The organism is Cytobacillus sp. FSL R5-0377 (genome assembly GCF_038004385.1).
Taxonomy (GTDB): Bacteria; Bacillota; Bacilli; order Bacillales; family Cytobacillaceae; genus Cytobacillus.
In genome coordinates this window covers 626939-650496 of the sequence record NZ_JBBORA010000001.1, presented here as the reverse complement: position 1 = coordinate 650496, position 23558 = coordinate 626939, and the positions used below count along the sequence as shown (strand labels likewise).

At 42.6% G+C, this 23558-nt stretch carries 20 protein-coding genes; all 20 read left to right on the top strand.

All coding sequences use genetic code 11. The features are described 5' to 3' along the window. The first annotated feature begins 59 nt into the window (after positions 1-59). Positions 60-1595, top strand: a complete 1536-nt coding sequence (locus tag NSQ49_RS03195) for an ABC transporter ATP-binding protein (RefSeq protein WP_251282842.1) — start codon at positions 60-62, stop codon at positions 1593-1595. After that, entirely contained in the window at positions 1588-2634 is a 1047-nt protein-coding gene (locus tag NSQ49_RS03190) for an ABC transporter permease (protein WP_159862721.1), read from the top strand. Before NSQ49_RS03195 ends, NSQ49_RS03190 begins: the two co-directional genes overlap by 8 nt. Then, positions 2635-3594 (top strand): ABC transporter permease, encoded by a 960-nt coding sequence (locus tag NSQ49_RS03185; protein ID WP_159862722.1) that lies wholly within the window; start codon positions 2635-2637, stop codon positions 3592-3594. It begins immediately after the preceding gene. A gap of 287 nt (positions 3595-3881) precedes the next feature. Further along, positions 3882-5162: an EF-P 5-aminopentanol modification-associated protein YfmF gene (gene yfmF / locus NSQ49_RS03180; protein ID WP_251282843.1), complete on the top strand. Its 1281-nt coding sequence runs from the start codon at positions 3882-3884 to the stop codon at positions 5160-5162. Next, positions 5162-6451, top strand: a complete 1290-nt coding sequence (yfmH, locus tag NSQ49_RS03175) for an EF-P 5-aminopentanol modification-associated protein YfmH (protein ID WP_251282844.1) — start codon at positions 5162-5164, stop codon at positions 6449-6451. The genes yfmF and yfmH overlap by 1 nt, the downstream gene beginning before the upstream one ends. Before the next feature lie 59 nt (positions 6452-6510). Beyond that, entirely contained in the window at positions 6511-7233 is a 723-nt protein-coding gene (gene ymfI / locus NSQ49_RS03170) for an elongation factor P 5-aminopentanone reductase (RefSeq protein WP_159862725.1), read from the top strand. Between the two features lie 116 nt (positions 7234-7349). Then, the gene (locus NSQ49_RS03165) at positions 7350-7607 is read left to right on the top strand and encodes a DUF3243 domain-containing protein (protein ID WP_159862726.1); all 258 of its coding nucleotides are present in this window, start codon (positions 7350-7352) and stop codon (positions 7605-7607) included. Between the two features lie 231 nt (positions 7608-7838). Then, a complete protein-coding gene (locus NSQ49_RS03160; protein ID WP_159862727.1) occupies positions 7839-8630 on the top strand; it encodes a YmfK family protein in 792 nt (263 codons plus the stop codon). A gap of 21 nt (positions 8631-8651) precedes the next feature. Then, on the top strand, positions 8652-9563 hold the full coding sequence (locus NSQ49_RS03155) for a helix-turn-helix domain-containing protein (RefSeq protein WP_159862728.1): 912 nt from the start codon (positions 8652-8654) through the stop codon (positions 9561-9563). Between the two features lie 327 nt (positions 9564-9890). Next, a complete protein-coding gene (gene pgsA, locus NSQ49_RS03150) occupies positions 9891-10469 on the top strand; it encodes a CDP-diacylglycerol--glycerol-3-phosphate 3-phosphatidyltransferase (protein ID WP_159862729.1) in 579 nt (192 codons plus the stop codon). Positions 10470-10497: 28 nt separating this feature from the next. Continuing rightward, complete coding sequence (locus tag NSQ49_RS03145; protein ID WP_159862730.1) at positions 10498-11748, top strand: competence/damage-inducible protein A; 1251 nt, start codon at positions 10498-10500, stop codon at positions 11746-11748. A gap of 271 nt (positions 11749-12019) precedes the next feature. Further along, positions 12020-13060: a recombinase RecA gene (gene recA / locus NSQ49_RS03140; protein ID WP_159862731.1), complete on the top strand. Its 1041-nt coding sequence runs from the start codon at positions 12020-12022 to the stop codon at positions 13058-13060. A gap of 642 nt (positions 13061-13702) precedes the next feature. Continuing rightward, positions 13703-15268: a ribonuclease Y gene (rny, locus tag NSQ49_RS03135; RefSeq protein WP_396398013.1), complete on the top strand. Its 1566-nt coding sequence runs from the start codon at positions 13703-13705 to the stop codon at positions 15266-15268. 129 nt (positions 15269-15397) lie between these two features. Beyond that, entirely contained in the window at positions 15398-16195 is a 798-nt protein-coding gene (locus NSQ49_RS03130; protein WP_159862732.1) for a TIGR00282 family metallophosphoesterase, read from the top strand. A 329-nt stretch (positions 16196-16524) separates the two neighbouring features. After that, a complete protein-coding gene (gene spoVS, locus NSQ49_RS03125; protein ID WP_009330666.1) occupies positions 16525-16785 on the top strand; it encodes a stage V sporulation protein SpoVS in 261 nt (86 codons plus the stop codon). Between the two features lie 404 nt (positions 16786-17189). Continuing rightward, complete coding sequence (locus NSQ49_RS03120; RefSeq protein WP_251282845.1) at positions 17190-18113, top strand: dipeptidase; 924 nt, start codon at positions 17190-17192, stop codon at positions 18111-18113. 299 nt (positions 18114-18412) lie between these two features. Next, positions 18413-20149 (top strand): 2-oxoacid:acceptor oxidoreductase subunit alpha, encoded by a 1737-nt coding sequence (locus tag NSQ49_RS03115; RefSeq protein WP_159862734.1) that lies wholly within the window; start codon positions 18413-18415, stop codon positions 20147-20149. Then, positions 20150-21016: a 2-oxoacid:ferredoxin oxidoreductase subunit beta gene (locus tag NSQ49_RS03110; RefSeq protein WP_159862735.1), complete on the top strand. Its 867-nt coding sequence runs from the start codon at positions 20150-20152 to the stop codon at positions 21014-21016. It begins immediately after the preceding gene. 464 nt (positions 21017-21480) lie between these two features. Then, positions 21481-23034, top strand: a complete 1554-nt coding sequence (gene miaB / locus NSQ49_RS03105; RefSeq protein ID WP_251282846.1) for a tRNA (N6-isopentenyl adenosine(37)-C2)-methylthiotransferase MiaB — start codon at positions 21481-21483, stop codon at positions 23032-23034. Continuing rightward, complete coding sequence (locus NSQ49_RS03100; protein ID WP_159862737.1) at positions 23034-23459, top strand: RicAFT regulatory complex protein RicA family protein; 426 nt, start codon at positions 23034-23036, stop codon at positions 23457-23459. Before miaB ends, NSQ49_RS03100 begins: the two co-directional genes overlap by 1 nt. The last annotated feature ends 99 nt before the right edge of the window (positions 23460-23558 follow it).

Here is a 23558-nt window from a genome sequence, read left to right as displayed (position 1 = left end):
CAAGGTCTGACCTCTTACTACTAATGATTTCCTTATATTTTGAGCAAGGAGTGAAACGAATGGATTATATTATTGAAATGCTCAACATTCGCAAGGAGTTTCCTGGAATCGTTGCGAATGATAATATCACGCTTCAGCTGAAACCAGGTGAAATTCATGCGCTGCTTGGCGAAAATGGTGCAGGCAAGTCAACGTTGATGAACGTCCTTTTTGGCCTATATCAGCCTGAAAAGGGTGAAATCAAAGTTAAAGGAAAACCGGTGCGCATCACAGATCCTAATATAGCAAACGAGTTGGGCATCGGTATGGTCCACCAGCATTTCATGCTTGTAGACCGTTTCACTGTCACTGAAAATATTATTCTAGGAAAAGAAACAACCAAAGGCGGAAAAATAGATATTAAAAAGGCTGAAAAAGAAGTGAGGGAGATATCCGAGCGATATGGACTTGCTGTTGACCCTCAGGCTAAAATTTCAGATATTTCAGTAGGAATGCAGCAGCGGGTGGAGATCTTAAAGACTCTCTATCGGGGTGCTGAAATCCTTATTTTTGATGAACCTACTGCTGTTCTGACTCCGCAGGAAATTAAAGAGTTAATCCAAATTATGAAAACGCTGATTCAGGAAGGCAAATCTATTATTCTGATCACTCACAAGCTGAAAGAAATAATGGAAGTGTGTGATCGGGTAACAGTTATCCGCAAAGGAGTTGGAATTGGAACAGTAAATGTCACTGAAACCAACCCGAATGAACTTGCCAGCTTAATGGTGGGAAGGGAAGTTACTTTTAAAACAGATAAATCAGACTCTAACCCGCAGGATCAGGTGCTTGAGATTCAAGGATTAAATGTGAAAGATTCACGGGGACTGGGTGTAGTTAATAATCTAAACCTTAATGTGCGCGCAGGTGAAATTGTCGGTATTGCCGGTGTAGACGGAAATGGACAGTCAGAGTTAATTGAAGCGATTACCGGTTTGAGGAAGTCTGAAAGCGGTTCAATTAAATTGAATGGCAAAGAAATCGCGAATATGCCTCCTCGTAAAGTTACGGAGACAGGTGTAGGGCATATTCCTCAGGACCGCCATAAACATGGACTAGTTCTCGATTTTCCTATCGGAGAAAATATGGTTTTGCAATCTTATTATAAAGCTCCATTCTCTAATAAGGGAGTTCTCAACTTTAAAGAAATATACAGCAAAGCAAAAAAGCTGATAAAAGAATTCGATGTCAGAACTCCGAGTGAATTTACTCTTGCCAGGGCACTTTCCGGCGGTAATCAGCAAAAAGCCATAATCGGGCGTGAAATTGACCGCAATCCGGATCTTCTGATTGCTGCTCAGCCGACACGTGGCCTTGACGTTGGTGCAATTGAATATATTCACAGGCGTCTGATTGAACAGCGCGACCAGGGGAAAGCAGTGCTGCTTATTTCATTTGAATTAGATGAAATTATGAATGTCAGCGACCGGATTGCTGTTATTTATGAGGGTGAAATTGTAGCGGTAGTTGACCCGACACAAACAACAGAACAAGAATTAGGTTTATTGATGGCCGGTTCTAAACGGAAGGAAGCGGGTGGCGAAAACCATGTCTAATCGCATGAAGAATATTGTCGTACCTCTAGTTGCCGTTCTCCTCGGGGTATTAGTAGGGACAATCATTATGATAGCAACAGGGTATAATGCCGGATCTGCATTTATTGCCCTATGGAACGGTGCTTTCGGAGAAATCTACTACACTGGTGAAGTAATCAGACAGGTGACTCCTTATATTCTTGCCGGTTTGGCGGTTGCATTTGCTTTCCGTACTGGCTTATTTAACATCGGTGTTGAAGGACAGCTGATCGTCGGGTGGCTTGCAGCTGTTTGGGTAGGGGTTGCATTTGAACTTCCAAAATTCATTCATCTGCCGCTTGCGGTTCTCGCAGCAGCTGCGGCTGGTGCGCTGTGGGCATTCATACCGGGCCTTTTGAAAGCCAAGTTTAAAGTGCATGAAGTAATTGTCACGATTATGATGAACTATGTGGCCTTGCATGTAACGAACTATATTATCCGTACGGTTCTTTCAGAAAAAAGTGACCGGACAGAAATGATTGCAGAATCTGCATCATTGCGTTCCCCGTTTCTAGAGGGATTAACTGATTATTCCCGTCTGCACTGGGGAATTTTAATTGCTTTAGCTTGTGTGTTTATTATGTGGTTCCTTTTGGAAAAAACAACAAAGGGTTACGAATTGCGCGCTGTAGGCTTTAACCAGCATGCATCTGAATATGCAGGCATGAGTGTCAGCAGAAATATCATCCTGTCAATGGTAATCTCAGGAGCATTTGCAGGTCTTGCGGGTGCGATGGAAGCGTTGGGGACATTCGGCTATGCAGCTATTAAGGGCGGATTTACCGGAGTAGGCTTTGATGGTATTGCGGTAGCATTATTAGGCGGCAATGGCCCAATTGGAATTATTTTTGCAGCATTGCTATTCGGAAGCTTGAAGGTTGGCGCCTTGAACATGCCGCTTGAGGCTGGAGTTCCAAATGAACTGGTTGATATTATCATTGCTCTTATTGTTTTCTTTGTTGCAGCAAGTTATATGATTCGCATCTTAATTGACCGTATCAGCAAAAAGGGGGTGAAGTAAGTGGGCTTAATGGAGATCTTATTAATTATTATTCCATCAACCTTGCTTTGGGCAGCCCCGCTTATATTCACTGGTTTGGGCGGAAACTTTTCAGAAAGCTCCGGTGTTGTAAATATCGGTTTAGAGGGCTTGATGGTAATTGGAGCATTCACTGCCATTGTTTTTAACCTGACATTTGTTGATGTATTTGGCAGTATGACTCCGTGGGTTGCATTACTTGCAGCTATGGTTGTGGGCGCTTTACTATCCATCCTGCATGCTGTTGCTTCTATTACGTTTAGAGCAGACCAGGTTGTGTCAGGGGTTGCGATTAACCTTCTTGCAATTGGTGCAGCACTGTTCCTGGTTAAATACATTTATGGAAAAGGGCAGACAGATATCATTCAAAAAGGATTCAGCAAAGTGGATATCCCATTTTTGAGTGACATACCTGTTATCGGCAAGTTGTTTTTTTCAAACACGTATTATACGTCATTCGCTGCCATCGCCGTTGCATTCCTGGCCTGGTTTGTGATGTTTAAAACCCCATTCGGGCTAAGGCTTCGGGCGGTTGGTGAACATCCAATGGCTGCCGATACAATGGGTATCAATGTAACAAGGATGAGATATATTGGGGTATTAATCTCCGGAGCACTTGCAGGAATAGGCGGCGGGGTGTACGCACAATCGATTTCTTCAGATTTCGGGCATGCGACCATCAGCGGACAGGGCTTTATGGCTCTGGCGGCATTGATCTTTGGTAAGTGGCATCCGCTTGGTGTTATGGGTGCGGCTTTATTCTTCGGATTTGCGCAAAGCTTGAGCATCATCGGCTCCAGCCTTCCATTCCTTGAGAATATTCCAAATGTATATCTTCTCATTGCACCATATGTATTAACGATTCTGGCATTAACAGGTTTCATCGGACGTGCCGATGCTCCAAAAGCATCTGGTACTCCTTATATAAAAGGAAAGCGTTAAAAAGCAAAGCCTCATTTCTTCTCGGAAATGGGGTTTTTTTGCTCAGATTTATTGTGGGAGTTCGCTCACTCATGTACAAGCCGCTAGCGCTTATCATATATATATAAACCTTCCAATACAGCCAATAACTTGAAATAAAGAAATAGGGCAAGGTATAGTAAGAATATGATTTATTACAAAGGATATTATAGAAGATAGCAGCAAAGTGTTTACATATAGGGGATGTTCCCTCTTTTTACTATTGAATGAACTTTGGACTCATTAATTAACTGACAGGAGGAAAAGACATGGCCGTAATCTCTGAATCCGTAAAACCCATGAATGGCTATAAGCTTCACGTGGTTAAAACAGAGAAATATAAAACCAATACCCTGGTTTGGAAAATGAAAGCCCCGCTGGAAAAGAGTACTGTTACATTAAGATCCCTTTTGCCTCATGTATTGCAGAGCAGCAGCTCGTCCTACCCTGCGACTGGAAAACTGCGCGCATACCTTGATGAATTATATGGTGCAACGCTTTTCGTAGATCTGGCCAAAAAGGGCGAGTATCATGTCATTACCATTTCAGTTGAAATTGCAAACGAAAAATTTCTTTCAGATCCAACTCCTCTTTTGAAAAAAGCGTTCCAATTTTTAGCGGAAATCTTGACAAAGCCAAATGTGCATGAAGGCGCTTTTGACCCGGATACCGTTGAAAAAGAAAAAAGGACGCTTAAACAGAGAATTCAATCCGTTTACGATGATAAAATGCGCTATTCCAATTTTCGGCTGGTTCAGGAAATGTGCAAAAATGAGCCATATGCTCTGCATGTGCATGGCGAGAAGGATGATGTGGACAATATCACTCCTCAAAGCCTCTATGAATATTATCAGCAGGCCTTGGCGCAGGATGAACTCGATTTATATGTTATTGGTGATGTGGAAGAGGCAGATGCCGAAGCCTATGCAGGTGAACTTTTAACTTTTGAGAAGAGAACACCACAGGCAGCCCCTTCATCCCCTGTTAATACCAAGGAATCTGTAAACGAAGTCAGGGAAGAACAGGATGTGAAGCAGGGGAAACTAAATATCGGCTACCGGACAAATGTCGTTTACGGTGACCCGGAATATTATGCTCTTCAGGTATTCAATGGAATCTTCGGTGGTTTTTCTCACTCAAAACTGTTTTTGAACGTCAGGGAAAAAGCCAGTCTCGCTTACTACGTAGCCAGCCGTCTGGAAAGCCATAAAGGATTAATGATGGTAATGTCAGGGATCGATAACAATAACTATGATCAGGCAGTGAGTATCATTAAAGAACAACTGGAAGCCATGCAAAACGGTGACTTTACTGAACAGGAAATGGAACAGACCAAAGCAGTGATTAAAAATCAGCTTCTGGAGACTGTTGATACAGCACGCGGGATTGTCGAAGTCCTTTACCATAATGTTGTTTCAGGAAAAGAAATTACCCTTCAAACCTGGATGGATGAAATGGATAAGGTAACAAAAGAGGAAATTGCCCTAACAGCCAAGAAGGTCAGTTTGGATACTGTGTATTTTCTGACAGGAAAGGAGGCAGGCAAGTAATGGAAAAAATCACTTTCGACCAGCTTCAGGAAGCATTGTATTATGAAAAGCTTGATAATGGTCTCGATGTATATATTTTGCCGAAAAAGGGATTTAACAAGACCTATGCCACCTTTACGACAAAGTACGGATCAATTGACAACCATTTCCTGCCCCCCGGAAAAGAGGAGTTTATAAAGGTTCCGGATGGGATTGCTCATTTTTTGGAGCATAAGCTCTTTGAAAAAGAGGACGGTGATGTGTTTCAGCAATTCAGCAAGCAGGGAGCATCAGCTAATGCTTTTACATCTTTTACAAGGACAGCTTATCTATTTTCCAGCACGTCAAATGTAGAGTTGAATCTTGAAACGCTTATAGATTTTGTGCAGGACCCATATTTTACAGAGAAGACTGTTGAAAAAGAGAAAGGCATCATTGGCCAGGAAATCACCATGTATGATGACAATCCTGACTGGCGCTTATATTTTGGATTAATAGAAAATATGTTCAAAAACCATCCTGTTAAAATCGATATCGCAGGTACGATTGAGTCCATTTCCGATATCACAAAAGATATGCTGTATGAATGCTATGAAACGTTCTACCACCCAAGCAACATGCTGCTGTTCATCGTTGGACCAGTTGATCCGGATCAGATTATGTCTCAGGTGAAGAATAATCAAAGCAAAAAGGATTATAAAGAGATGCCGGAAATCAAACGCCAATTCGAGGAAGAGCCGCCTGAAACGGCTGAAAAGAAAAAAGTTCTAGAGATGAATGTCCAGACCTCTAAGTGCCTGGTTGGGATCAAGAGCAGTACGGCAAATCAGTCTGGCAAAGAAATGCTTTTAAATGAACTGAGTCTGAATGTGCTGCTGGATATTTTATTTGGTAAAAGTTCTGAGCATTACAGCACACTGTATAATGAAGGGTTAATTGATGACACATTCTCCTATGATTATACACAGGAGCAGGGCTTTGGCTTTGCCATGGTAGGCGGAGACACAAATAATCCTGACCGTTTGGCTGAAACGCTGCAAAAGATGCTGCTCGATTCAAGGGAAAAGGGAGCAATTTCACAGGAAACACTTGATCGGACAAAGAAGAAGAAAATAGGTGCATTCCTGCGGGCTGTCAATTCACCGGAATATATCGCCAACCAATTTACCCGGTATGCTTTTAATGATATGGATTTATTCGATGTTGTGCCGACCCTTGAAAGCATCACGCTTGAGGATGTGGAAAATGCGGCTGGAAACTTAATAAGCGAAGAAAGGTTTACGGTTTGCCAGGTTGTCCCTAAGAAATAAGAAGCAGTTGCTGCAGAGCGCCATTAAATGGCGCTTTGCTTTTTTCGGGAGGAATTGAAATGAGGAAATTTGCATTAGTAACTGGAGCAAGCGGAGGAATCGGCCAGGCAGTCAGCGTCAAACTGGCAGAAGAAGGCTATTCGCTTTATTTGCATTACAATCAAAATAAAGAGGAGATCAACAGGCTCCTCGACCGCCTGCAAAGGATTGGCGGAGAATATATTCCGATCCAGGCAGACCTTTCTGTGCCAGGCGGTTATAAAAAAATTAGCTCTAACATATTTTCGCTTGATGCCATTATCCATAATAGCGGAACCGCTCAATATGGACTACTTACTGAAATAAATCAAACCGAATTGGAAGCTCTAATGAACCTTCATGTGAACTCGCCGCTTCTTTTGACCAAAGAGCTTCTGCCAAAACTTTTGTCAAAGGGGAGCGGAAATATTATAGTGGTTTCCTCAATATGGGGCCAAACAGGTGCTGCTTGTGAAGTTGCTTACTCAGCTGCAAAGGGTGCACAAATTGCTTTTGCAAAATCTTTAAGCAAGGAGGTTGCCCTGAACGGGGTGAGGGTTAATGCTATAGCCCCTGGTGCAGTTGAGACAGCCATGCTGAATGATTTTACTGAAGAAGAGCTTGAAACTGTAAAAAGTGAAATTCCTATGGGCAGGCTTGCCTTGCCTGCTGATATAGCCAACGCCATTGCCTTTCTTCTTTCAGATAAGGCCTCGTATATTACCGGGCAGGTCATGGCAGTAAACGGCGGCTGGTATACGTAACTGCAAATCGCTAAAAGAAGTGTCATTTATTTTTAAGAGTCATTTCCATGTGCATGCATATTTTATTCAGCTCCTAAGCACAATATAATTGTACAACATTTAAAGGAGGCAAAATCATGTCTGTACTAGATAACTGGCAGCAATGGAAAGATTTCCTTGGCGATCGTCTTCATCAGGGAATGGATCAGGGAATGAATAAAGAAACAGTAAATGACCTTGCTTTTCAAATCGGCGATTATTTAGCTAAGCAAGTTGAGCCTAAGAATGACCAGGAAAAAATCCTGGCTGATCTTTGGTCTGTAGCAAGTCCTGAAGAGCAGCATGCGATTGCCAATATGATGGTAAAGCTAGTTCAAAACGACGGTACTCGCTAAGAAAATTATAGAAATCAGGGAAAAGAGAGGCTTGGCCTCTCTTTTCGATTTTTACCCCAAAACATTTCCTCCCCGGCCAAACGGGTTTTTCCTTTCATATTGGCAAAAAATCATATATTATAGAATCTAGATGAAAATTTAGGATAAGTTTAATAAAATTTTACATACAAAAAAAGTTCATTTATATATAAAATGCGCTTGTAAGCGCATCATGCAGGAGGAGGTTTTCCGGTGGAGAAAACAGAATGGTATTTGGAGTATGAAATCCAAAAAAATCGTCCCGGCTTGCTTGGTGACATTTCTTCCCTGCTGGGTATGCTATCCATTAACATTGTCACGATTAATGGCGTGGATGAAGGCCGCAGAGGCTTGCTGATTTTGGCTAAAGACCATGAACAGATTGAACGCCTAAAGTCCATTCTTAATACGATGGACACAATTAAAGTGATTAAGCTTAGGGAGCCTAAGCTGAGGGACCGGCTTGCAGTGCGTCATGGAAGATATATTCAAAGGGATGCCGACGATAAGAAAACCTTTAGGTTTGTCAGGGACGAGCTTGGGCTCTTAGTGGATTTCATGGCTGAATTATTTAAGCAGGAAGGGCACAAGTTAATAGGGATCAGAGGAATGCCAAGGGTTGGAAAAACAGAATCCATAGTCGCTTCAAGTGTCTGTGCGAACAAACGCTGGCTATTTGTATCATCCACACTGCTGAAGCAGACGATACGAAATCAGCTGATCGAGGATGAATATAATGAAAATAATTTGTTCATAATAGACGGAATTGTCTCAACCCGGCGTGCCAACGAACGGCACTGGCAGCTGGTCAGGGAAATTATGCGCCTCCCAGCAGTTAAAGTAGTGGAGCATCCGGATATTTTTGTGCAAAACACTGAGTACTCTCTTAATGATTTTGATTATATTATTGAGCTTCGCCACGACCCTGAGGAAGAGATAACCTATGATGTGGTTGAGAAGAACAACATGTTCTCTGAATCAGATTTTGGAGGCTTTGATTTTTAGTAAGTTGGAAGGTGTTGTAAATTGACAGAATTAGGCAATCGATTAAAAGAAGCACGGCTGGCTAAAGATATGAGCCTTGACGATCTGCAAAAGGTTACAAAAATACAAAAGCGCTATCTGGTTGGAATTGAAGAGGGCGATTATAGCATGATGCCCGGAAAGTTTTATGTCAGGGCATTTATAAAACAGTATGCTGAAGCAGTTGGAATAGAGCCGGAAGAAATTTTCGAACAGTATAAAAATGATATTCCAGCACAGATGAATGATGATATTCCGGAAAAGCTTTCGCGTGTTCAATCCAGGAAGGATCTTTCGGGAAGGACTTCAAAATTGTTCGATATTCTACCAAAGATTCTTATTGGAGTTTTCATTGTTGGTCTCATTGCGGTCCTATACAATTTTCTGGGGGCGAAAGATCAGGCGGATAAGGAAGAGAAGCCCTCAGATCTGACTGATGAACAGACAGTTATTGAAGAGTCAGAAAACCTGGCAGAAAATAAAAAAGATGAATCAGCAGAAAAGAAAGAAGAATCTGCCGATAAAGATGCTAATGATGTTAATGAAAAGGACAAGGACCAAGAAACCGAGGAAGCTCCAAAGCAGGAGGTTGCTGTGGTTCAATCCAGCGGAAATGAAACGGTTTATGAATTGAAAAATGCTGATAAGTTTGAACTGGAGGTTTTGTCTACAGGAGAAACTTGGGTGAATATCAAGAACGGCAAAGGGGATTCCCTCTTTCAGGGAATGCTGACAGCGGATGGCACGAAAAGCCAGAAGGTTGACTTTTCAAAGGAAACCGAAGCTTCAATTGTAGTTGGAAATTCGACGCAGACAGAAATTTATGTAAACGGCGAAAAAATTGAGTATAAGGTGCCGCCTTCAAAATCCGTCAGGCAGGATATTACCATTAAGTACGCGCCGAAGACCGAATAGTCATCTTTAGATGACTATTTTCGCTTTTTATGTAAAAATTATCAGTAAAAGGATTGCAGTAAATGTGTTAGACTTTTTCTGCAAGAAGCCTCATTTATCGCAGTCTAACGGGCAGTAGGACCACCGCTTCAAGGCTCAGTGGAATCAAAGGGGTATTAAATGGGGGGCAAACTGCCCGTAAAGGCCCGAAAGAAGGACAAAGACTAAAACGCCACATCCCGTGGCAACGTCTTTGAGGCCCACTTCCTGAGGGCCTCAACTAACAATCAGTGGGAAATAAAGCCCCCACTGATCGAAGTTTCACTTTATTATACTTGGAGGTAAAACATGAATCTGCCAAATAAAATTACAGTGTCCCGTATCTTGCTTATACCAATATTTCTGCTCGTCATGCTAGTCCCTCTTTCATGGGGAAATGTAGAGTTATTAGGGGCTAAAATGCCCGTTACCCATCTGATTGGAGCACTAATTTTTATTATTGCTTCGGTTACCGATTGGGTAGACGGCTATTTTGCCCGCAAGTACAATCTGGTTACAAACCTGGGCAAGTTTCTTGATCCGCTTGCTGATAAGCTCCTCGTCTCAGCAGCATTAATTGTACTGGTTGATCTTGGTCTGGCTCCATCATGGATTGTCATTATTATAATCAGCCGGGAATTTGCTGTAACAGGTTTAAGGCTTGTTCTGGCGGGGGAAGGAGAAGTAGTCGCAGCGAATCAGCTTGGCAAAATTAAAACTTGGGCTCAAATTGTAGCCATTTCTGCACTGCTTTTACATAACATTGTTTTTGAAATGGTTTCAATCCGGTTTGACCTGATAGCCCTATGGATTGCGATGTTCTTTACAATCTGGTCCGGCTGGGACTATTTTGCTAAAAACAAGCAAGCCTTCATTAACTCAAAATAATTACTCTACCCAGGAAGGGGGCTTTTGAATGAATGCTGAAATTATTGCTGTCGGGTCTGAGCTATTACTTGGACAAATCGTTAATACAAATGCCCGCTTTCTTTCCCGGCAGCTTGCTGAACTGGGCATTAACGTTTTTTACCATACAGTGGTTGGAGATAACCCTGAGCGCCTGAAATCAGTGATCAAAATTGCCGAAGGCCGTTCAGAGCTGATCATCTTCACGGGCGGACTTGGACCGACAAAGGATGACTTAACGAAAGAAACGATCGCCCGCCATCTTGGCAAAGAGCTCATCATGGACGAACAGGCTCTTGAATCAATACAGCTTTATTTTAAACGCACCAACAGAGAGATGACGGAGAATAACAAAAAGCAGGCTCTTGTTCTTGAGGATTCACAGGTGCTTCCTAATGAGCATGGTATGGCACCTGGAATGATGATCGATAGTAGCCGGCATGTTTTTATGCTTCTTCCGGGGCCGCCAAATGAGATGGAGCCCATGTTCCTCAAACATGCTTTTCCAGCCCTGCAATCAAAACTCGGCACAGATGGCGTGATTGTTTCCCGGGTGCTTCATTTCTTCGGGATTGGAGAAGCCATGCTTGAAACGGAAATTGAAGATATTATTGATGCGCAGAGTAATCCAACCATTGCTCCGCTTGCTTCTGATGGTGAAGTTACTCTGAGGCTCACAGCAAAGCACAGGCAGCCTGACACGGCTATGATGCTGATTGATGAAGCGGAGTCTAAAATCCTTGATCGTGTCGGTGAATACTTCTATGGCTATGATGATACTTCCCTTATGTATGAGCTTACCAAGCTGATTAAGGAGAGCAGCATGACAATTTCCGCTGCGGAGAGCTTAACCGGCGGCATGTTCCAGGAGAAGTTTACATCTATTCCGGGTGCCGGCAGCCTTTTAAAGGGCGGTGTGGTCTGCTATACAAACGAAGTTAAGGCGAAAGTATTAAATGTCCGCAAAGAGACGATTGATAACGATGGGGTCGTCAGTGCACAGTGTGCAGCCGAGCTTGCAGAGAATGTCGCGAGTCTGACAAATGCCGATATTGGAATCAGCTTCACAGGTGTCGCCGGTCCGGATGAATTGGAAGGCAACCCGGTCGGGACCGTATATTTAGGCATCTGGATTAAAGGAAGGCCGGTTCAGACTGAAAAGCTGAACCTTGGAGGAACCCGTGCAGCCAATCGGGTTCGTACAGTAAAATACGGCTGCCATTTTCTTATTAAGGCATTAAAAGAAACTCAGAACGCCTGAAAATGCGTTCTGAGTTTTTAGTAGCCGGAATAATAGTCAGACTACTTGCTTAAATGCGATTTCATATACTGATTGACCCCTGAAAAACCTCACTTTTCCCGGCAGTCTTGATATTTTCGGGCAAAATAACCCGGCAAAAAAATCGAATGGATGTTCGATTTTTTGCTCGACAAATGCAATGAAAAGGTTTATAGTAGAGTTAGGTTTTGAGATGAGACAAAACGAATCTAATCAAAAGATAGATTCGTCTATATAAAAGGAGGAACTATTAGTGAGTGATCGTCAAGCAGCTCTTGAAATGGCGTTAAAACAAATAGAAAAGCAATTTGGTAAAGGTTCTATCATGAAGCTCGGGGAACAGAGTGACCGCAAAATTTCCACTGTACCAAGCGGGTCTCTTGCTCTTGATGCAGCTCTAGGGGTAGGCGGCTATCCAAGAGGACGTATTATTGAAGTCTATGGACCGGAGAGCTCCGGTAAAACAACAGTTGCCCTGCATGCTATTGCAGAAGTCCAGGCAAGCGGAGGTCAAGCTGCGTTTATCGATGCTGAACACGCTTTAGACCCTGTTTATGCACAAAAGCTTGGTGTAAATATTGACGAGCTTCTTCTTTCCCAGCCGGATACCGGAGAGCAGGCGCTTGAAATTGCAGAAGCCCTTGTTCGAAGCGGTGCTATTGATATTCTCGTAGTTGACTCTGTGGCAGCCCTTGTTCCCAAGGCTGAAATTGAAGGAGAAATGGGTGACTCCCATGTGGGTCTGCAGGCCCGCCTAATGTCACAGGCACTTCGTAAGCTATCAGGCGCAATCAATAAATCAAAGACAATCGCGATTTTCATTAACCAAATCCGTGAAAAAATCGGAATTATGTTTGGAAACCCTGAGACGACTCCTGGGGGGCGCGCATTGAAGTTCTATTCTTCCATCCGACTTGAAGTGCGCCGCGCAGAAACTCTTAAACAAGGCAATGAAATGGTTGGTAATAAAACAAAGATTAAAATTGTTAAAAATAAAGTCGCTCCTCCATTCCGAGTGGCGGAAGTTGACATCATGTACGGTGAAGGAATCTCCAAGGAAGGTGAAATCATCGATCTTGGCTCTGAGCTCGATATTGTCCAAAAGAGCGGATCATGGTACTCATTCAATGAGGAACGCCTGGGACAAGGCCGTGAAAACGCCAAAGTATTCCTAAAAGAAAACCCTGAAATCCGCCTGACTATCCAAAAACAAATCCGTGAACACTACGGGCTTGATGAAGAAAAAGTAGCCAGCGGTGACGAAGAGCAGGAAGAATTCGAGCTGATCGATTAATACAAAGGAAAAGCAAAGTCCTGAGCGGCTTTGCTTTTTTTAAAGGCTGTTTTTTCGCAAAGATTGCTGCTAAGTATTATATATAGTGAGTTGATTGCAGCGGGAGGTGCGAGATCCTCGAAAATACATTCGCATTTTCTTCGTGCGGCAGTATCCTCAAGGAAGCTTATTCAACGTCGGGACAGGTGAGACCCCGCAGACGCTTAGAGTCGGGGGAGCTTAGGCGCCCGCCTCGCGGAAAAGCTTGAGCATCCCTTCGCTGCAATCAACGGACAACATTGATAAACGACAAACAACAATTTATAAGAAAAGAGCCTTTTCAGAAGTGTTCAAACCAATCGAAATATTAAGAAAAGCCTTTAAGACAAACCCTTGACAATAAAATTCCACAGCTTTACAATTAAAAATGTATATTTTACATTTTATATGTAAAGAAATTCTTATTGAGTCAGACATTGTCTGGCTTTAGGCTCCATTGGCTTTTCATACGTTAATTAACTAGCCAGCCGTCAAATGGATGCCCAGTGCTTTTTTAAGATTGAAACGTTTAAAAGCCTTAGTGCTGTATATTGAATTGGACAATGTACATGCCAACACTTTAAAAAACGTAACACAAACAAGTTCATAGCAAGAGGAGGTGAAATGATGGATCTAGTAACAGCAATCATCTCCATTTTGCTTGGCCTAATCGTCGGTGCTTTTGTTGGCTATTTTGTTCGCAAATCAATTGCCGAAGCTAAAATTGCAGGAGCTAAAGATGCTGCTGAGCAGATTTTGGAAGACGCAAAGCGAGAAGCTGAGGCTACTAAGAAGGAAGCCCTGCTTGAAGCGAAAGATGGAATTCACAAACTCCGCACTGAAGCGGAAGGTGAAGTTCGTGATCGAAGAAATGAACTGCAAAAACAAGAAAATCGCTTAATGCAAAAAGAAGAGAACCTTGATCGCAAAGATGAAACGTTAGATAAACGTGAAGCGCTTTTAGAAAAGAGGGACGATTCTCTTAGCAAAAGACAACAGCATATTGAAGAGATGGAAAGCAAAGTGGAAGAGATGATTAAAGAGCAGCAAGCTGAGCTGGAACGCATCTCAGGCTTGACTCGTGAAGAGGCAAAATCCATCATTTTAGAGCGCACGGAGCAGGAAGTGGCTCACGATGTCGCCATTATGGTAAAAGAGAGCGAGACTAGAGCGAAAGAAGACGCGGATAAAAAAGCAAAGGAAATCCTGTCACTGGCTATCCAAAGATGTGCAGCTGATCATGTAGCAGAAACTACTGTATCAGTTGTCAACCTGCCAAATGATGAGATGAAAGGGCGCATTATTGGCCGCGAAGGCCGTAATATCCGTACTCTGGAAACTCTTACCGGAATTGATCTGATTATTGATGATACACCGGAAGCGGTTATTTTATCCGGCTTTGATCCAATTCGCCGGGAGACTGCACGCTTAGCTTTAGACAAATTGGTACAGGACGGTCGCATCCATCCAGCCCGAATTGAGGAAATGGTTGATAAGGCCCGCCGTGAAGTGGATGAACACATCCGTGAAATCGGTGAACAAACCACTTTCGAGGTTGGTGTTCACGGCCTGCATCCAGATTTAATCAAAATTCTTGGCCGATTAAAATTCCGTACAAGTTATGGCCAGAATGTTTTAAAGCACTCAATGGAAGTCGCTCAGCTTTCAGGACTGCTGGCTGCCGAATTGGGACAAGACGAAACGTTGGCCCGCCGGGCAGGATTGCTTCATGATATCGGTAAAGCAATCGACCATGAGGTGGAAGGAAGCCATGTTGAAATCGGTGTGGAACTTGCCACTAAGTATAAGGAGCACCCTGTTGTTATAAACAGTATCGCTTCCCATCATGGTGACACAGAGCCAACATCAATCATTGCCGTACTTGTCGCTGCAGCTGATGCATTATCAGCAGCAAGACCTGGAGCAAGAAGAGAAACGCTTGAGAATTATATTCGCCGTCTGGAAAAGCTGGAAGAGATCTCCGAGTCCTATGATGGTGTTGAAAAATCATTCGCCATTCAAGCTGGACGCGAAATCCGCATTATGGTGAAGCCCGAGCAAATTGATGATCTTGAAGCTCATCGTCTGGCAAGGGATATCCGTAAAAAGATTGAAGAGGAACTTGATTATCCAGGCCATATCAAGGTCACGGTTATCCGTGAAACGAGGGCCGTTGAATATGCTAAATAAAGCGATGCGCATGCATCGCTTTATTTCTTTTCCAAGCTGTGCTTTAAGTTAAGGGGGGCAATTGTGTTACACTAATAAAAAGGATTGGAAAAGCATACATATATCTTTAAAAACAGAAAGGGATAGGACATGAATATATTGTTTGTCGGAGATGTAGTGGGATCCCAGGGCCGGGATATGATCACTGAATATGTACCGAAGCTTAAAGAAAAATACCGGCCGCATATTACGATTATTAATGGGGAAAATGCAGCAGGAGGAAAGGGGATTACGGAAAAGATTTATCGGGGTTTTCTGGAGGCTGGTGCTCAGGCGGTAACTCTCGGGAATCACACGTGGGATAACCGGGAAATTTTTGAATTTATTGACCGGGCAAAATACATGGTTCGTCCGGCCAATTTTCCTTCTAATAATCCTGGCAAAGGCATGGTGTTCTTAAAGTTTAATACAGAGGAAGTAGCAGTTATCAGCCTTCAGGGCAGAACATTTATGAATACAAGTGACTGTCCTTTCCAAAAGGCGGATGAACTGATAAAAGAAGCCCGTGAAAGAACTCCATTCATTTTCGTTGATTTTCATGCAGAAGCAACAAGTGAAAAGCAGGCCATGGGATGGTACCTGGATGGAAAAGTATCAGCAGTCGTAGGTACGCATACCCATGTCCAGACAGCTGATAACCGCATTTTGCCTGGCGGGACTGCCTTTATGTCTGATGTGGGTATGACAGGTCCTTATGACGGTATTCTTGGTGTTGAAAAAGAAGCTGTAATCAAAAGGTTTCTCTCCGGACTCCCGGTTCGATTTGAAGTTCCGAAAGAAGGCAGGACTCAGTTAAGCGCAGCTGTTATTGAACTAAACCCTAAAACAGGGTTGGCTAAAAAAATTGACCGGATCTTAATAAATGATGACCATCCTTTTTACTCTTAATTAGATAAAAACTGCATCCGAATGAGCCGGATGCAGTTTTTTTTATTAGGAGAAACCAGACTTCAGCTCAGATTTTCCTTGAACAAGCAGAACTCAGGAAGAAAATCAGCCAGGAAACCATGCTTTTTTTGTCCAAGCCGGAATATGTGAATTCCAAGCTGAATATAGTAGCAATGGAATGATATATAGACCTGGTGCTGAATTCCATCAAAGCGGCTTGTTTATGACCGGAAAGAAATTGCCTGTCTAAAGGCAAATGGTCTCTCCAGAAGGCTAATCAGCGCTTTGAGCAATGCATACAGGAGGGGTAAAACGAGGAGGAGCTAGGAATGGAAATATTAAAAGTTTCAGCAAAATCTAATCCTAATTCTGTAGCTGGTGCGCTTGCCGGAGTTCTTCGCGAAAGAGGAAATGCGGAAATCCAGGCAATTGGTGCGGGTGCATTGAACCAGGCTGTTAAGGCAGTAGCGATCGCAAGAGGATTCGTAGCGCCTAGCGGAGTGGATTTAATTTGTATCCCTGCATTCACGGATATCCTGATTGACGGCGAAGAACGGACTGCCATTAAGCTGATTGTGGAGCCGCGTTAGTTCAGAAGCTTCAGAATGGGAAATCATCCTTTGTCATATGCAGAAGTCAGTAAAATATAGATCTAACAAAAAATAATAAAACCTGTTTGCATTATAGGCAAACAGGTTCTTTTTTTAATAGGCTGTTTTCGTTATGTTTGCTGCATTAAGGAACCCTGTCTTCGCCTGCTGGGTCTCACATTTCACTCTCCTCGCGCAGGACATTGATGAAGCTTCCTCGAAAAACTACCTCACGAAGAAAATACGTCTGCAATTTGGGGATGAAGTGCCCAAAGCGCAGAGCAACTCAGCAAATTCCAGTAAGTTATGAGGAGTGCCTGCAGGGGAGAATTCAAAAAAAGACAGCCTTTTTTTAGAAAGAGCTTCTTAAAAAGAGAATGATATGAAAAAAGGAGGAAGGACGCTTGAAAATATTTGATGCACATTGTGATGTTTTATATAAAATGTTTATGGATAGAAAGATTAACTTTCAAAATTCAGGCAGTCTACAGGTAAATATGGATGCGATGCAGGCATCCGCCTTAAAGGTCCAGTGCTTTGCCATATATGTGCCGGAATCTGTCCATCCGGAAATGAAGTTCAACGCAGCCTTATATATGACCAATTTGTTTTTCGAGAAAGTGCTTAAACCCAACCCGCAATTAAAGCTCATTAGAAATGCCCGGGACATCGGCATGCTGAAGGATGATGAGGCAGGGGCTATACTGACCTTGGAAGGCTGCGACGCGGTTGGCTGCGATATGCTGAAATTGAAGACTCTTCTCAGGCTGGGAGTATCTTCAGTGGGGTTAACCTGGAATTATGCAAACTGTGCGGCTGATGGAGTGCTTGAAGAAAGGGGGGCAGGCCTGTCTTCGTTTGGCAAAGGGGTGGTTTTTGAACTAAATGCCAGCAAAGCATGGTGCGATGTGTCCCATCTTTCGGAACGGGGCTTCTGGGATGTGATGGAATGGGCCGACTATCCTATTGCCACTCATTCGAACTGCTATTCGCTGTGCCCGCATCCCCGCAATTTAAAGAATGAACAGATTGAAGCCCTGATAGACAGGGACAGTGTGATGGGCATTACATTTGTGACTGAATTTTTATCAGGCAGACAAACAGCGACAATTACCGATATTCTCAGGCACCTGGAGCATGTATGCTCACTTGGGGGAGAGAATCACGTGGGGTTTGGTTCGGATTTTGATGGTACAGAAGGAAAAATTGCAGATTTGGAGGATGCAAGAAAATACGACAGCCTGATAAATGAACTAATAAAATATTATTCTGATATACAAGTTGAACAATTTTTATTTCACAATTTTTATAGCAGGTTTCCAAAGTGAAAATGGTAAAAAAACTATATATCAAGGGATATGAGGAACTTCAAAAATCAAAAATGAAAACATCTTTTTAGCATTTTTCGAAAAATAAAAAAATATTCATCTTTTATCCGATAAATGCCCGGAAAGGGTTGCTTTTTTAGACACATAGGTCTAGAATTGAAAGCGTTTAGTACCCATCCAGCTTCCAGAATATAGCCATAAAAGCATGTTGATTTAGGGGATTGACTGGACAAGTACTACGCTGATATTTAATAAACGTTTTTACATAATTTCTTAACGTATCTAAAGGGGTGTAAGACATGATCAATCAACTTTCATGGAAAGTTGGAGGACAGCAAGGGGAAGGTATTGAAAGTACTGGTGAGATTTTTTCCATTGCACTAAATCGTTTAGGGTACTACCTGTACGGTTACCGCCACTTTTCATCACGTATTAAAGGCGGGCACACGAACAATAAGATTCGCGTAAGCACGTCACAAATTCGTTCTATCTCAGATGATTTAGATATTCTGGTAGCTTTCGACCAGGAAACAATTGATTTAAATTACAAAGAACTTCACGATAAAGGGATCATGATTGCAGATGCGAAATTTGATCCTAAACAGCCAGAAGATACGAATGCAGCTTTGTATGCTGTGCCTTTTACAGAGATTGCTACAGAGCTTGGTACATCCCTGATGAAAAACATGGTTGCTGTTGGTGCAACATGTGCAGTTCTAAATTTAGATATTAAAGTATTTGAAGAAGTAGTTCAAGAGATTTTTGGACGAAAAGGACAGCAGGTTGTCGATAAGAACATGGAAGCCATTCAGGCAGGCTTTGATTTCATGAAAGAAAAGCTCAGTGATGATGTGGAATTAATGGAGCTTGAAAAAGCTGACGGGCTGAAGCGTTTATTTATGATTGGCAACGATGCAATCGCTCTTGGTGCGCTTGCAGGAGGCTGCCGTTTTATGGCTGCTTACCCAATTACACCTGCATCCGAAATCATGGAATACCTGATTAAAAAGCTTCCTGCGCTTGGCGGATCTGTTATCCAGACTGAAGATGAAATTGCCGCTGTTACAATGGCAATCGGTGCTAACTACGCAGGTGTCCGATCGCTTACAGCATCTGCCGGTCCCGGACTTTCACTTAAGATGGAAGCGATCGGCCTTTCAGGGATAACTGAAACACCTTTAGTTATCGTGGATACACAGCGTGGAGGACCTTCCACAGGACTTCCGACAAAACAGGAGCAGTCTGATTTAATGGCAATGATTTACGGAACTCATGGCGAAATTCCAAAAATCGTTCTTGCTCCTAGTACTGTCCAGGAAGCATTCTATGACACTGCTGAAGCATTCAACCTTGCAGAAGAATACCAGTGTCCGGTTATTGTACTGTCAGATTTGCAGCTATCTCTTGGAAAACAGACAGTGGAGCCGCTTGATTTCAGTAAAGTTGAAATCCGCCGCGGAAAGCTTGTTACAGAAGAACTTCCTGAAATTGAAAACAAAGGCTACTTTAAGCGCTTTGAGGTTACAGAAGATGGGGTTTCTCCACGTGTAATTCCTGGCATGAAGAACGGCATTCACCATGTAACAGGTGTTGAGCATGATGAAACTGGAAAACCTTCAGAATCAGCTGCAAACCGCAACGCGCAAATGGATAAGCGTTTCCGCAAGATTGAAAACATTAAATTCAATACACCTGTTCACCAAAATGCTCCGCATGAAGAAGCGGACCTGCTGATCGTTGGCTTCAACTCAACAAGAGGGGCAATTGAGGAAGCTATGAGCAGACTTGAACAGGATGGCATTAAAGTAAACCATGCACAAGTTCGCCTGATTCATCCTTTCCCAACTGATGAATTATTGCCGCTTGTAAAAACAGCTAAGAAAATTGCTGTAGTTGAAAACAATGCTACAGGACAATTAGCGAACATTATGAAGATGAACGTCGGACATGCTGAGAAAGTATATAAGCTGTTAAAGTACGACGGAAATCCATTCTTGCCGCATGAAATCCACACAAAATGCAAGGAGTTGTTCTAAATGGCCACATTTAAAGATTTTCGAAATAATGTAAAACCAAACTGGTGCCCGGGCTGTGGCGACTTTTCCGTGCAGGCTGCGATTCAGCGTGCGGCAGCAAATGTTGGTTTAGAGCCTGAGAATCTAGCTGTCGTATCAGGCATCGGTTGTTCCGGACGTATTTCCGGCTATATCAATTCATATGGTTTCCACGGCATTCATGGACGTTCACTTCCGATTGCCCAGGGTGTTAAAATGGCTAACCGTGATTTAACTGTTATTGCATCCGGCGGTGATGGAGATGGATTCGCGATTGGTATGGGCCATACGATCCATGCGATCCGCCGTAATGTGAACATTACTTATATCGTAATGGATAACCAAATCTATGGTTTAACAAAAGGACAGACTTCACCTCGTTCTGCGGCTGGCTTCAAAACGAAGTCCACTCCGCAAGGTTCAATTGAACAGGCTATTTCTCCAATGGAAATGGCATTAACAGCTGGTGCGACTTTCGTGGCGCAGAGCTTCTCAACGGATCTTAAAGATCTGACTGCGTTAATCGAAGCGGGAATCAAGCATGATGGCTTCTCCTTAATTAACGTGTTCAGCCCATGTGTTACATACAACAAAGTAAACACATATGACTGGTTTAAAGAAAACCTGACTAAGCTTAGCGATGTGGAAGGCTATGATCATTCAAGCCGTGAAATGGCTATGCAGACTCTAATGAAGCACAGTGGTCTTGTAACTGGCTTAATCTATCAGGACACAGAGCGAAAGTCTTATCAGGAGCTGCTTTCAGGTTACTCTGAAACTCCATTATCACAAGCGGACCTTAAGCTTGATCAAGCTCACTTTGATAAACTTGCAGCTGAATTTATGTAATAGACTTGAAGCCCGGGGCATCCGGGCTTCTTTTATATAATCTGTTACGGCTAAATGTGACCTTGGGGAAATTATTGTATAAACCGGGGAAATACAAGACGGATTTTGAAGAAACCTACCAGAAAAATAGTGAAAAATTTAAAATTATCCGGGAAAAATATCTGCATACTGGGGAATGGCCTAAGCGAGAGAGTCTATAGGAGATTGTAAATGTATGTGACAGTTGTCACATACAAAATATTAAAGTTAGTCTAGTATAATTGATAGTGCAGGATTAGAAATGTCTCTGATCGTACATACAAGTAATAGCTGCAGATAAGTGCCGGAGTACGGTTTTCTATTGTTTTAACTATTAGAAAGCCTTATACTATAATAATGTGCACATATATTTTTTGCACAACATGATCATAGCTAAAATGAGTTTAAATGATAGATGCTGCTCAGGAAAAAGAGAAAGGGGATAAATGATGAACGAAAAACAACGTTTAGAAAGCCAGCAAGTGCAAACAGCAAATCCTTCGGACAAAAAATCCGTAAAAGATTACAGCAAATACTTTGAAACTGTTTACACTGCACCTTCCTTAAAGGAAGCGAAAAAACGCGGTAAAGAAGAAGTAAAATATCATAAAGATTTTAACATTCCTGACGAATTTCACGGAATGGGAAATGGACGCAAATTCTATATCCGCACATACGGCTGCCAGATGAACGAGCATGATACCGAAGTAATGGCTGGCATTTTCCTTGGTCTTGGCTATGAGCCGACAGACTCAGTGGAAGATGCTAATGTTATTTTACTCAATACATGTGCCATCCGGGAAAATGCTGAGAATAAAGTGTTTGGAGAGCTTGGCCATCTTAAACACTTAAAAAAAGAAAAACCGGATCTTCTGATTGGAGTCTGCGGATGTATGTCACAGGAAGAATCGGTTGTTAACAAGATTCTTAAAACATATAACCAGGTAGATATGATTTTTGGAACACACAACATCCACCGTCTTCCTAATATTCTTCAAGAAGCCTATATGTCAAAGGAAATGGTTATTGAAGTATGGTCTAAAGAAGGTGACGTAATTGAAAACCTTCCAAAAGTGCGCCGCGGCAATATTAAAGCATGGGTTAATATTATGTACGGCTGTGATAAATTCTGCACTTACTGCATCGTTCCTTACACTCGCGGAAAAGAGCGGAGCAGACGTCCCGAGGACATCATTCAGGAAGTGCGGCAGTTAGCGGCACAGGGCTATCAGGAAATTACCCTTCTGGGGCAGAACGTAAACGCATATGGAAAAGATTTTGAGGATATGAAATATGGTCTTGGCGATTTAATGGATGAGATGCGCAAAATCGATATTCCGCGCGTACGCTTTACAACCAGTCACCCTCGCGACTTTGATGATCATCTGATTGAAGTGCTTGCCAAAGGCGGCAATCTGGTAGAGCACATTCATCTTCCGGTTCAATCCGGTTCTACGGATGTCCTGAAAATAATGGCACGTAAATATACGAGGGAACAATACTTGGAGCTGGTTCGCAAAATTAAAGCGGCTATTCCAGAGGCAACTTTTACAACTGACATCATTGTCGGCTATCCTAATGAGACGGAAGAGCAATTTGAAGAAACAATTTCCCTATACAGGGAGGTTGGCTTCGAAGCTGCTTATACATTCATTTATTCACCTCGTGAAGGTACACCTGCCGCCAAAATGGTGGATAACGTACCAATGGAAGTAAAGAAAGAGCGTCTTCAGCGCCTGAATGCAGTTGTGAATGAATTTTCGGCGGAGGCAATGAAAAAGTATAAAGGCCAGATTGTCGAAGTTCTTGTGGAAGGAGAAAGCAAGAACAACCCTGAAGTTCTTGCAGGATACACAAGAAAGAATAAGCTTGTAAACTTTAAAGGTCCAAAAACAGCGATTGGCAAAATTGTAAAAGTAAAAGTAACAGATGCAAAGACATGGTCCCTAAATGGAGAAATGGTTGTTGAAGAACTAGATGCGGTTGAGGTGAATCAGTAATGGCTAAATACACAAAGAGTGAGATTGTTGAACGTGCGAAGGATTTGGCACGCATGATTGCAGAAACTGAGGAAGTAGATTTCTTCAAACGTGCAGAAGCACAAATTAATGATAATGAAAAGGTTACTGCTACCATTACAGCCATCAAAGGTTTGCAAAAGCAGGCAGTCAATCTTCAGCATTATGGAAAAGCTGAAGCCTTAAAGAAAACGGAAGAAAAAATAGCCAAATTAGAACAGCAGCTGGACGAGATTCCTGTTGTACAGGAATTCAAGCAATCCCAGGTGGATGTCAATGAACTGCTTCAAATTGTGGCAAATACGATTTCCAACACAGTAACAGACGAAGTCATTACGGCTACAGGCGGAGATCTGCTGAGCGGCGAAACCGGATCAAAGATCAAGAACACCAGCTGTTCACATTAATTACACCAACCGAAACACCCTGCACCAGTTAGTGCAGGGTGTTTTTACGCTCTATATTTAAGGGAGGAATTGGTTTTGGCCATGGGTTGTGGGGGAGGC

Bases quoted from the DNA above. Each gene is read 5' to 3' on its own strand.
- NSQ49_RS03195 (WP_251282842.1), top strand. From the start codon at position 60: ATGGATTATATTATTGAAATGCTCAACATTCGCAAGGAGTTTCCTGGA.
- spoVS (WP_009330666.1), top strand. From the start codon at position 16,525: ATGGAAATATTAAAAGTTTCAGCAAAATCTAATCCTAATTCTGTAGCT.
- rny (WP_396398013.1), top strand. From the start codon at position 13,703: ATGATGGATCTAGTAACAGCAATCATCTCCATTTTGCTTGGCCTAATC.
- NSQ49_RS03130 (WP_159862732.1), top strand. From the start codon at position 15,398: ATGAATATATTGTTTGTCGGAGATGTAGTGGGATCCCAGGGCCGGGAT.
- miaB (WP_251282846.1), top strand. From the start codon at position 21,481: ATGATGAACGAAAAACAACGTTTAGAAAGCCAGCAAGTGCAAACAGCA.
- NSQ49_RS03110 (WP_159862735.1), top strand. From the start codon at position 20,150: ATGGCCACATTTAAAGATTTTCGAAATAATGTAAAACCAAACTGGTGC.
- ymfI (WP_159862725.1), top strand. From the start codon at position 6,511: ATGAGGAAATTTGCATTAGTAACTGGAGCAAGCGGAGGAATCGGCCAG.
- pgsA (WP_159862729.1), top strand. From the start codon at position 9,891: ATGAATCTGCCAAATAAAATTACAGTGTCCCGTATCTTGCTTATACCA.
- NSQ49_RS03145 (WP_159862730.1), top strand. From the start codon at position 10,498: ATGAATGCTGAAATTATTGCTGTCGGGTCTGAGCTATTACTTGGACAA.
- NSQ49_RS03190 (WP_159862721.1), top strand. From the start codon at position 1,588: ATGTCTAATCGCATGAAGAATATTGTCGTACCTCTAGTTGCCGTTCTC.
- NSQ49_RS03115 (WP_159862734.1), top strand. From the start codon at position 18,413: ATGATCAATCAACTTTCATGGAAAGTTGGAGGACAGCAAGGGGAAGGT.
- NSQ49_RS03100 (WP_159862737.1), top strand. From the start codon at position 23,034: ATGGCTAAATACACAAAGAGTGAGATTGTTGAACGTGCGAAGGATTTG.
- yfmF (WP_251282843.1), top strand. From the start codon at position 3,882: ATGGCCGTAATCTCTGAATCCGTAAAACCCATGAATGGCTATAAGCTT.
- yfmH (WP_251282844.1), top strand. From the start codon at position 5,162: ATGGAAAAAATCACTTTCGACCAGCTTCAGGAAGCATTGTATTATGAA.
- NSQ49_RS03165 (WP_159862726.1), top strand. From the start codon at position 7,350: ATGTCTGTACTAGATAACTGGCAGCAATGGAAAGATTTCCTTGGCGAT.